This window comes from Daejeonella rubra (genome assembly GCF_900103545.1).
Classification (GTDB): Bacteria; Bacteroidota; Bacteroidia; order Sphingobacteriales; family Sphingobacteriaceae; genus Daejeonella; species Daejeonella rubra.
Genome location: NZ_FNHH01000003.1, coordinates 237,676 through 246,843, shown reverse-complemented (window position 1 = coordinate 246,843; position 9,168 = coordinate 237,676). Strand labels below are relative to the sequence as shown.

Annotated in this window: 10 protein-coding genes; all 10 read left to right on the top strand. The window is 40.3% G+C overall.

What is annotated here, in order from left to right; translation table 11 throughout:
* The first annotated feature begins 241 nt into the window (after nucleotides 1-241).
* Genes BLR27_RS03785 through BLR27_RS03740 form a run of 10 tightly spaced genes read left to right on the top strand, consistent with a single transcriptional unit; the run spans nucleotide 242 to nucleotide 9,156 of the window.
* A complete protein-coding gene (locus tag BLR27_RS03785; protein WP_090700242.1) occupies nucleotides 242-1,417 on the top strand; it encodes an amidohydrolase family protein in 1,176 nt (391 codons plus the stop codon).
* Between the two features lie 42 nt (nucleotides 1,418-1,459).
* Complete coding sequence (locus BLR27_RS03780) at nucleotides 1,460-2,404, top strand: NAD(P)H-dependent flavin oxidoreductase (RefSeq protein WP_090700237.1); 945 nt, start codon at nucleotides 1,460-1,462, stop codon at nucleotides 2,402-2,404.
* A 9-nt stretch (nucleotides 2,405-2,413) separates the two neighbouring features.
* Entirely contained in the window at nucleotides 2,414-2,686 is a 273-nt protein-coding gene (locus BLR27_RS03775; protein ID WP_090700232.1) for an acylphosphatase, read from the top strand.
* 27 nt (nucleotides 2,687-2,713) lie between these two features.
* Nucleotides 2,714-4,216, top strand: coding sequence for a lipopolysaccharide biosynthesis protein (locus BLR27_RS03770; protein WP_090700227.1), 1,503 nt, complete (start codon nucleotides 2,714-2,716; stop codon nucleotides 4,214-4,216).
* Nucleotides 4,213-4,644 (top strand): dUTP diphosphatase, encoded by a 432-nt coding sequence (dut, locus tag BLR27_RS03765; protein WP_090700223.1) that lies wholly within the window; start codon nucleotides 4,213-4,215, stop codon nucleotides 4,642-4,644. Before BLR27_RS03770 ends, dut begins: the two co-directional genes overlap by 4 nt.
* A gap of 5 nt (nucleotides 4,645-4,649) precedes the next feature.
* Nucleotides 4,650-6,386 carry a tetratricopeptide repeat protein gene (locus tag BLR27_RS03760; RefSeq protein WP_090700218.1) on the top strand — a complete coding sequence of 579 codons (1,737 nt, stop codon included), beginning with the start codon at nucleotides 4,650-4,652 and terminating at the stop codon, nucleotides 6,384-6,386.
* Nucleotides 6,364-7,167: a DUF4292 domain-containing protein gene (locus tag BLR27_RS03755; protein ID WP_090700214.1), complete on the top strand. Its 804-nt coding sequence runs from the start codon at nucleotides 6,364-6,366 to the stop codon at nucleotides 7,165-7,167. Before BLR27_RS03760 ends, BLR27_RS03755 begins: the two co-directional genes overlap by 23 nt.
* Before the next feature lie 14 nt (nucleotides 7,168-7,181).
* Complete coding sequence (locus BLR27_RS03750) at nucleotides 7,182-8,447, top strand: murein hydrolase activator EnvC family protein (RefSeq protein ID WP_090700209.1); 1,266 nt, start codon at nucleotides 7,182-7,184, stop codon at nucleotides 8,445-8,447.
* 54 nt (nucleotides 8,448-8,501) lie between these two features.
* Complete coding sequence (locus tag BLR27_RS18860; protein WP_317040429.1) at nucleotides 8,502-8,942, top strand: Sec-independent protein translocase subunit TatA/TatB; 441 nt, start codon at nucleotides 8,502-8,504, stop codon at nucleotides 8,940-8,942.
* A 10-nt stretch (nucleotides 8,943-8,952) separates the two neighbouring features.
* The gene (locus BLR27_RS03740; RefSeq protein ID WP_090700204.1) at nucleotides 8,953-9,156 is read left to right on the top strand and encodes a Sec-independent protein translocase subunit TatA/TatB; all 204 of its coding nucleotides are present in this window, start codon (nucleotides 8,953-8,955) and stop codon (nucleotides 9,154-9,156) included.
* The last annotated feature ends 12 nt before the right edge of the window (nucleotides 9,157-9,168 follow it).

Below are 9,168 nucleotides of genomic sequence, written 5' to 3'. Positions count from 1 at the left end.
AAGTCTTGGAAAACTAGAAATGACGAAAGTTCACCCTGCCTTTTATTTAAACGTTATTCACAAAGATTTTAGTTTATTAACACCCCCCGGACCCCCCATTTCAACAATAGTAATAGCTAATAAATATTCTTTCATTGACCAAAGGAAATGACGGCAATTAATTGTCAGTTTCTGGTTTTAAATCCGTCTTTTCAAAATAAGCAAGGCCGCTAAATCTCGTCAAAACCTCTACCTTTACCCAATGCCCAGATACCTCAGCGCAGACTATATTTTTCCGGCCAGTTCTGAACCTGTTAAGGATGGAGTAGTAGTGATCAATGACTCAGGGGAGATCATCGATCTTCTTGATCCAATTCAGAGTTCGGAGATCTCCGGCACCATTGAGCATTATCAGGGTATCATCGTTCCTGGCTTCGTAAATTCACACTGTCACCTGGAGCTTTCGCATTTGCATGGTAAAATACCAAAGGGAACAGGACTTGTCTCCTTTATCAGCGCAGTAATATCCCAAAGGGCAGCAGAGGAAGATCAGGTGTTAGCAGCCATGAAAACATATGATCAACTGATGTTCGATAATGGAATTGTAGCTGTTGGGGATATTTCAAATAATCATTTGTCGAAATCAGTTAAACAAAACAGCCAGATTTATTACCATACCTTTGTAGAACTGCTTGGTTTTGACCCGAAAAAGGCCGAAATAGTATTTCAAAAAGCACTTGACCTTAAAGCTGATTTCGCCCCCTTACAGGCATCTATTGCCCCGCATGCGCCGTATTCGGTTTCAGTTGAGCTTTTTTCACTTCTAAAAAAGTATTCTCAAGGGCATGATAATTTGTTCAGCATGCATAATCAGGAAAGTGAGCCCGAGAATGAGCTTTTCCTGCACAAAACTGGTGCTTTTATTGATTTTTATAAAATGCTGAACCTTGACCTGAGCTTTTTTGAAGCAAGGTCGCAGACTTCCCTTCAGACCTTATTACCATTAATGCCTGTTAATCAAAAGATTATGCTGGTACATAATACATTTACCAATTCAGAAGATATATCAGCAGCAAACCATTCAAAAAAGAATATTAACTGGTGTTTCTGTCCCAATGCGAACCTTTATATAGAACAGCGATTACCGGATATCGATTTGTTTCTCAATTCCGGATTTAACATCACAATCGGTACGGATAGCCTGGCCTCTAATGATAAGCTATGCATTTTATCAGAGTTAAAAACAATAAAAGAGCATTTCTCAGAATTGCCTTCAAGTCAGATCATTCGCTGGGCGACACTAAATGGCGCTGAATTTTTGGGGATAGAAAACAAGTTCGGTTCGATAGAAAAGGGGAAAACACCCGGATTAAACCTGATATCTCATGTAAATGGCACAGAAATCACCCATTTATCGCAGATTCAGAGACTTATTTAGCCTAATTTGCTGGTCTGATCTTAAAAAATCATTTTTACAGAAATGAATTCCATCAAAAAACTGTTCAATATTGAAGTCCCGATCATTCAGGGTGGCATGGTATGGTGCAGCGGATGGCGTTTGGCATCAGCTGTTTCCAATGCCGGCGGACTCGGACTCATTGGTGCAGGGTCTATGTATCCTGAAGTTTTGAGGGAGCATATTCAAAAATGCAGAATTGCAACATCTAAGCCTTTTGGTGTGAATGTGCCTCTGTTATATCCTGACATAGAAAAGATCATGGAGATAATCGTGGAGGAAAAGGTTGAGATCGTATTCAGCTCTGCGGGTAACCCGGCATTATGGACACCTTTTCTGAAAGAAAATAATATCTCCGTGGTTCATGTGATCGCAAACAGGAAGTTTGCCGAAAAAGCAGAACAAAGTGGGGTGGACGCTATTGTTGCAGAAGGATTTGAAGCTGGCGGACATAATGGTCGCGAAGAGACAACCACCCTTTGCCTGGTGCCCGAAATTTGTGATGCGGTATCGATCCCGGTTATTGCAGCAGGCGGAATTGGAAGCGGAAAAGCCATGCTTGCTGCCTTTGCTTTAGGTGCTGAAGGAGTTCAGGCAGGTTCATTATTTGCAGCTTCGATAGAATCATCTGCCCATCCTGAATTTAAGCAAGCGATAGTTCAGGCTGCTGAGGGCGATACAAAGCTGAGTATGAAATCTCTCATGCCCGTTCGCTTGTTGAAAAATGATTTTTATCTGCAGGTTGCTAAGGCTGAGGCCGAAGGTGCAAGCCGGGCGGAATTAATAATACTTTTAGGCAAAGGCAGGGCAAAAAAGGGTATGTTCGAAGGTGATCTTACTGAAGGTGAACTTGAAATTGGTCAGGTAGCTTCTTATGTCCACGATATTAAACCAGCAGCTCAGATCCTCACTGAAATGTGGCAGGAATTTATACTTGAGAAAGAGCGGATCAGTAAGTTAAAATTTTAAAATAGTATTATGAAACATCTTGATATTGTTATTACAGGGAAAGTGCAGGGCGTTTTTTACAGAGCAATGAGTAAGGCAGTAGCAGATCAGTTGGGCATAAAAGGCACTGCCCGTAACCAGCTGGATGGAACTGTTTTCATTGAAGCGGAGGGTGATGATTTTTCCCTGGAACTGTTTCTTGAATTTTGCAATAAGGGCTCAGACAGGGCAGTAGTCGAAAATGTAAAGACCAGCGAAGGTGAATTGAAAAACTATCGTAATTTTGAGATAGTTAAAAAGTAATTTTATTCATGCTAATCCATTCTCTCATTGTCAGCAATTAAGAAATTTGCCGGTCAGACTGCGATTTACGGGTTTAGTTCTGTTATTACCCGCTTTTTAAACTTTTTCCTTACTCCTGTTTATGTGGGGCTTTACTCCCCCAAAGTTTACGGTATTTTTTCAGTGATGTACAGCTGGGCGTCTATGCTTAATGCTTTACTGGCTTTCGGAATGGAAACCACCTATTTCAGGTACCTGAATAAATATGAAAACGACAAGCAGAAAGTATATAATAATACTTTTTTCACGGTCTCGTTGATGGCATTGATGTTTCTGCTTTTCACTTTTCTTTTTGTAGATGATATTGCTGCCTGGATGCAAATGGGTAAAGTTTACGATCCTGATTATGCCCGCTACATCAAGTATTTTATTTATATCCTTGTAGCTGATGCTCTGGCAGTTATCCCCTTTGCAAAGGTTAGGGCGGATGGCCGTCCCATACGCTATAGCATTATCAAATTCGTCAATATTTTAACCTTTATCGGTTTAAACCTGCTCTTCATATTTGTATTCCCTCTGATCATTAAAGAAGGCTGGTTTGGAGCTGAGTATTTAATTGGCTGGTACAGGGAAGGCTGGGTAGGTTATGTGTTCATTTCCAACCTGATCGCAAGCCTGATCACACTCTTGCTTCTGGTGCCAGAGCTGTTGAAATTGACATTTACCTATGATGTCACATTGGTGAAGGAAATGTTCATTTACAGTCTGCCGGTTCTGATCGCCAATATTTCCTTCATTATCAATGAAAATATCGACAAGATATTTTTGGGACAGCTTTTGCCTCCCGCAATAGCTGATCAGGAGGTTGGAATCTATGCAGCCTGCTACAAGATCGCAGTATTTCTGAGCATCTTCATTAATGCTTTTCGCCTGGGAGCAGAGCCTTTCTTCTTCAGTCATGCAAAGAATAAGAACGCTACAGAAACCTATGCCCGGATCATGAATTTCTTTGTGATCGCCGTTTCCCTGATCTTTGTATTATTGGTAGCGAATATCGAGATGCTGAAATATTTTGTTACAGGTAAGAATGCCGCAGAACAGGCCCTTTACTGGTCGGGCTTGAGGGTTGTTCCCATCTTATTGTTTGGTTATGTTAGTCTTGGGATCTATATCAATTTATCGATCTGGTATAAATTATCAGACCAGACGCGCTATGGATTATATATCTCCGGAATCGGAGCAATTTTAACGATCATTCTCAATATCATCTTCATCCCTGAATACAGTTATATGGCTTCTGCCTGGATCTCTCTTACTGCCTATACGGTAATGATGGTTCTTTCCTATTTATGGGGTCAGCGAAATTACCCTATCCCATATAAAATCAAAAAGAATATCATCTACCTTTTATCGTCGGTTTGTATCGTTTTTGTAGCATTTGTAGTATTTGACCGTAATCTGCTAATTGGAAATGCCCTCTTTCTTATATTTACGTTTATAATAATTTTTGTTGAACGGAAGGAATTAAAAGCAATTTTTGCCATAAAATGAATATCAGGATAATAAACAGATCATCCCATCCGCTTCCGGCATATGAAACTTTTGCTTCTGCAGGAATGGATCTCAGAGCAAATCTGACCGAATTGCAGGTTTTAAAACCAATGGAAAGGAAGCTGATTCCTACCGGTTTATTTATGGAGCTTCCTGTCGGTTTTGAAGCCCAGATCAGGCCCAGAAGCGGACTTGCATTGAAGCATGGTATCAGTATTTTAAATTCCCCCGGTACGATAGATGCGGATTACAGAGGTGAGATAAAGATCCTGCTTATTAATTTTTCTGATACCGATTTTGAAATTAATAATGGCGACCGTATTGCTCAAATGATCATTTCCAGGCATGAGCAAGTGAACTGGGAAGAAGTTGAAATACTTTCAGAAACTGTTCGCGGTGCTGGCGGTTATGGTCATACTGGATTATAAAGATCATGAAAAAGGCAGCATTCATCTTCATCTTCACTATTTGCGCATCAACTTTACTTGCGCAAAAAAACAAGCAGAATAAGGATGGGGCTGTTATTGTGGTTGGGAAGGTGCTGAATCAGAGAGACAGTCTTCAGGTTAAGGATCTTTTCTTCGAAGGCCTTCATGAGAAGATCGTGATGAACTATTTTGAAGCAGCCCTAAACTTTGAGAAGGTTCTTGATGTAGATCCGACGAATGATGCTGCCATGTACGAGCTGGCAAATATAAAATTTGACCAGAATAATACAGCCGAAGCGGAGGGCCTGATCCGGAATGCGGTAACGGTGAATCCCGACAATGAATGGTATTGGGTATTGCTTTCCGACATCTATAAAAAGACCAATAAGATAGCTCAGCTTGTCCCCGTTTTAGAGGAACTTTCAAAGATCGCTCCCGAAAAAGAAGCCTATTATTATGATAAAGCGAATGCATTTCTAATTCTCCGCAAGGTTGATGATGCAGCTTCAGCATACAACGAAATCGAGAAGAAATTTGGCCCTTCAGATGATCTGACTTCTGCCAGGCAGCGTATCTTAATGCAGCAGGGAAAATCGGAAAGGCTTGAAGAAGAACTTAGAGATCAGATCGCCTCCAAACCTGAAGAGTTACGAAATTATATTTATCTGAGTGAGGTACTTACAAAATCCGGAGACCGCGAAAAGGCCATTGAGGTCCTGATAAAGGCCAAATCGGTCTCGCCTTCCAACGCAATGGTTCGCCTGGCCCTGGCTGATCATTATAAGGCATTGAAACAATATGAAAATACCTTCATAGAACTGAAGGTGGCTTTTGCAGATCCCAATCTGGATATTGATGAAAAGGTAAGGATCGTGCTTTCATTTTTTCCAATGTTTGCTGAAATGAAGGCAAGAGCATATGCCAATGAACTAGCTTCGATCATGGTTAAGGTTCATCCTGATGAAGCCAAAGCTTTTGCTGTTCAGGGAGATGTACTTTTTCAGGAACGTAAATATGAACAGGCTCAGGAATCTTACAAAAAGGCATTAGCTATTAATGATCAGGTGTATCAGATCTGGGAGCAGTTATTGCGTATTGAGGTTAGCCGCGGAGAATTTCAGCAGGCTATTGCCGATGGGAATAAGGCATTGAACATATTTCCGAACCAGGCGGCATTATACCTTTATACAGGTATTGGATATGCTCAGACCAGAAACCATGAAAAAGCGGCATCAATCTTGAAAAGCGCTCTTGATCTTGAATCTGAGGATAAGGAAGTGCTTCTGCAGATATATTCCACGCTGGGTGATTCTTACAATGCCTTGAAAAGATTTAAGGAATCTGATCAGGCTTATAATAAAGCACTTGAGTTAGATTCCCGTAATTCGTATGTGCTGAATAATTATGCATACTATTTATCGTTAAGAGGAGAGAATCTTGAAGAAGCGGAAAAAATGTCGAAGAGGTCATTGGAGATCGATCCGGATAATGCATCATCTGAAGATACTTATGCCTGGATACTTTTCAGGCTAAAGAGGTATGCAGATGCAAAAATGTGGATTGAAAAATCACTGCAGGGGAAGCCGGCAAATAATGCCACTCAGCAAGAGCATTACGGAGATATTTTATATTTCCTTGGAGAAAAGGAAAAGGCACTGGAGCAGTGGCAAAAAGCTAAGGCTCAGGGTTCAGGATCAGAGAAACTGGATAAAAAGATAAATGAGAAAAAATATATTGACTAAAATAATTTTTGCGCTTGCATTTATGATCGTGCTTGCAGGCTGCAGGGCTAAGAAGGAGCTATTGCCAGCTTCAGAGGTTCCAAAAGTGATGGTTCCGGAGCCAGCGCCTGATCTGACAAAAAAGAATAAACTGGATGCGGTAATGGAAATGAACACGGTTTTCAAAACCTTATCGATCAAAGCAAAAGCTGATCTGAACATTAATAACAAGAGCAATGATGTGAATATGAATATCCGGATCAGGAACAATGAAGCCATCTGGGTATCCGTAACTGCGCTTGCGGGTTTGGAAGTGGCGCGTGCTCTGATCACTGCTGACAGCGTTAAGGTATTGAACCGTTTGGATAATATATATCTTAAAAAACCATTCAGCTATATTTATGAATTCACTAATGAGCGGATAACATTCCAGACGCTGCAGTCAGTGCTGGTAGGAAATGCTATGACAGAATTTATAAGCGAATCTACTGAACTGAATAATGAAGGCGAAAATGCTCTCCTTAAAACAGTTCTTGCATCTATGAACTATAATTTTACTGTTGACCAACAGAATAAAGTATTATTTACTCAATTAAATGACTCTTCTGCAGGGCAGGAGCTGCTTGTTAATTATACCAATTTCATATCCATCAATCAGCAGTTGATCCCTCATTCAGTGATCATGAATTCAAAGGCAAAGAACAAAGCTATCAGCCTTGATCTTAACTATTTGAAAATTGATATGGATGGTAATGTTGATCTTCCCTTTAGAGTTCCAGAGCGGTTTTTGATTAAAAATTAAATACATTTGTTTGAATGAAGATATTGAAATGCATCTTTTTCCTGTTTGTTTTTTGCCTGGCTTCTGAAGCTTTTGGTCAGAGTAGTTCTGATCTCAGAAGGCAGAAAGAAGCTTTGACCCGGGAAATAGAATCGCTTAATCGCAGTCTGAATCAAACGGCTAATAATAAGAATTTATCACTAAAGGAGATCAGGGCATTGAACGCTCAGATACGCCTGCGTGAGAAAAAAATCAATGTGATCAACTCGGAAGTGAAATTGCTTGATAATCAGATCTCTGATAATACCAATACCGTAAGGTCACTGCAATCGCAACTGAATAAGCTGAAAAAGGAATATGCAGCGATGGTTTTATTCGCTTTCCGTAACCAGAGCTCTTACAGTAAGCTCATGTTTATTTTTGCAGCCGAAAATTTTAATCAATCCTATAAGCGTTTAAAATATTTGCAGCAGTTTAGCGAGTACCGTAAAAAACAGGCAAGTTATATTGAAGGAACTCAAAAAGAACTGAACGTAAAAATTGTAGAGCTGGATCGTAATAAACAGGAAAAAAGTAATCTTCTCACAGATCAGCAAAAGGAGAGGCGGACCTTAGGTATCCAGAAAAATAGTAAATCCAAGGTTCTTAGTAGTCTGACAAGTCAGGAAAAGAAGTTAAAGCAGGAACTCACCCAGAAGCAAAGGGAGTCGGCAACGTTAAACAGAGCCATTCAGAATGCAATTAACAGGGAGATAGAGGAAGCCAGAAAAAGAGCTGAAGCAGAGGCCAGAGCAGCTATTGCAAAGGCGAAGGCAGAGAACAGGGAGGCACCCGATGCAAAGCCTGTGGCAAGTGGTTCAAGTATTTTAGCGGCCACTCCTGAGTCGGCAAAATTATCTTCCGATTTTCTGGGAAGCAGGGGGAGTTTGCCATGGCCCGTAACAAATGGAATGGTCATTGAAGATTTCGGAAATCATACTATTGGACGGAATGTAACTACGGAAAATAATGGTGTGGATATTAAAACTGCACCCGGATCGCAGGTTCGAGCAGTATTTGGAGGAGAGGTTGCGGCAGTTCAGAATATCTCGGGTTCTTATGCGATCTTGATAAGACATGGTGAATATTTCACGGTTTATTCAAATTTAAAGAGTGCCAGTGTATCAAGAGGGCAGAAAGTTTCGTTAAAGCAAAACATAGGGGTAGTGATAACTGATCCTATTGACGGAACAACGGAAGTGCACTTTGAAGTACGTAAAGGTGCAACTCCTATGAATCCTTCAAGCTGGCTTGCAAATTAATTTTTAATTTAAAGGTGTTTAAAATGCCTATATTTGTATATTGATCTTTGTTATATGAATAATTCAATATTGTTATTTATGAATATCGGCGGGCCTGAGATGATCCTGATATTCGTTGTAGTTTTACTTTTATTTGGAGGTAAGAAACTTCCGGAACTTGCGCGTGGCCTTGGAAAGGGTTTGAGGGAATTCAAGGATGCCTCTGATGGTATCAAGAGGGAGATCCACAATAATATTAATACGGTAACAGAAGCCGCCGACCTGGAAAAGTCAGCTGCTGCAAAGCCGGAAAATAATTATCAAAATACGGACAATAATTATTCGGATACTCAAAATGAATATTCTGCTCATGCAGACGGTACTTATCCTGATATGGATGCACCACTTGCTGAAACGAATAATACAGCTACAGATACTAATTCAAACGAGGAGGTTTCCTCAGGGTATGTAAATCCTGATGAAGCTGGGTTTGAGAACACAAAAATCGCACATTAAATAAATTATCATGTTAAACTCAATTTTATTGTTTGCAGGACTTGGAGCTACGGAAGTGATCTTAATCGTAGTGGTTGTCCTTTTAATGTTTGGTGGTAAAAAAATTCCGGAACTTATGCGCGGATTGGGCAAAGGTATCAAGGAATTTAAGACTGCTCAAAATGGCGAAGGTGATGCACCTTCAGCTACTACAAAAGATCAGGACGTTAAATAATTTCATATTTAA

Excerpts from the sequence above, each read along its gene's own strand:
- BLR27_RS03750 (WP_090700209.1), top strand. The coding sequence starts at position 7,182 with ATGAAGATATTGAAATGCATCTTTTTCCTGTTTGTTTTTTGCCTGGCT.
- BLR27_RS18860 (WP_317040429.1), top strand. The coding sequence starts at position 8,502 with ATGAATAATTCAATATTGTTATTTATGAATATCGGCGGGCCTGAGATG.
- BLR27_RS03775 (WP_090700232.1), top strand. The coding sequence starts at position 2,414 with ATGAAACATCTTGATATTGTTATTACAGGGAAAGTGCAGGGCGTTTTT.
- BLR27_RS03740 (WP_090700204.1), top strand. The coding sequence starts at position 8,953 with ATGTTAAACTCAATTTTATTGTTTGCAGGACTTGGAGCTACGGAAGTG.
- BLR27_RS03760 (WP_090700218.1), top strand. The coding sequence starts at position 4,650 with ATGAAAAAGGCAGCATTCATCTTCATCTTCACTATTTGCGCATCAACT.
- dut (WP_090700223.1), top strand. The coding sequence starts at position 4,213 with ATGAATATCAGGATAATAAACAGATCATCCCATCCGCTTCCGGCATAT.
- BLR27_RS03755 (WP_090700214.1), top strand. The coding sequence starts at position 6,364 with ATGAGAAAAAATATATTGACTAAAATAATTTTTGCGCTTGCATTTATG.
- BLR27_RS03780 (WP_090700237.1), top strand. The coding sequence starts at position 1,460 with ATGAATTCCATCAAAAAACTGTTCAATATTGAAGTCCCGATCATTCAG.
- BLR27_RS03785 (WP_090700242.1), top strand. The coding sequence starts at position 242 with ATGCCCAGATACCTCAGCGCAGACTATATTTTTCCGGCCAGTTCTGAA.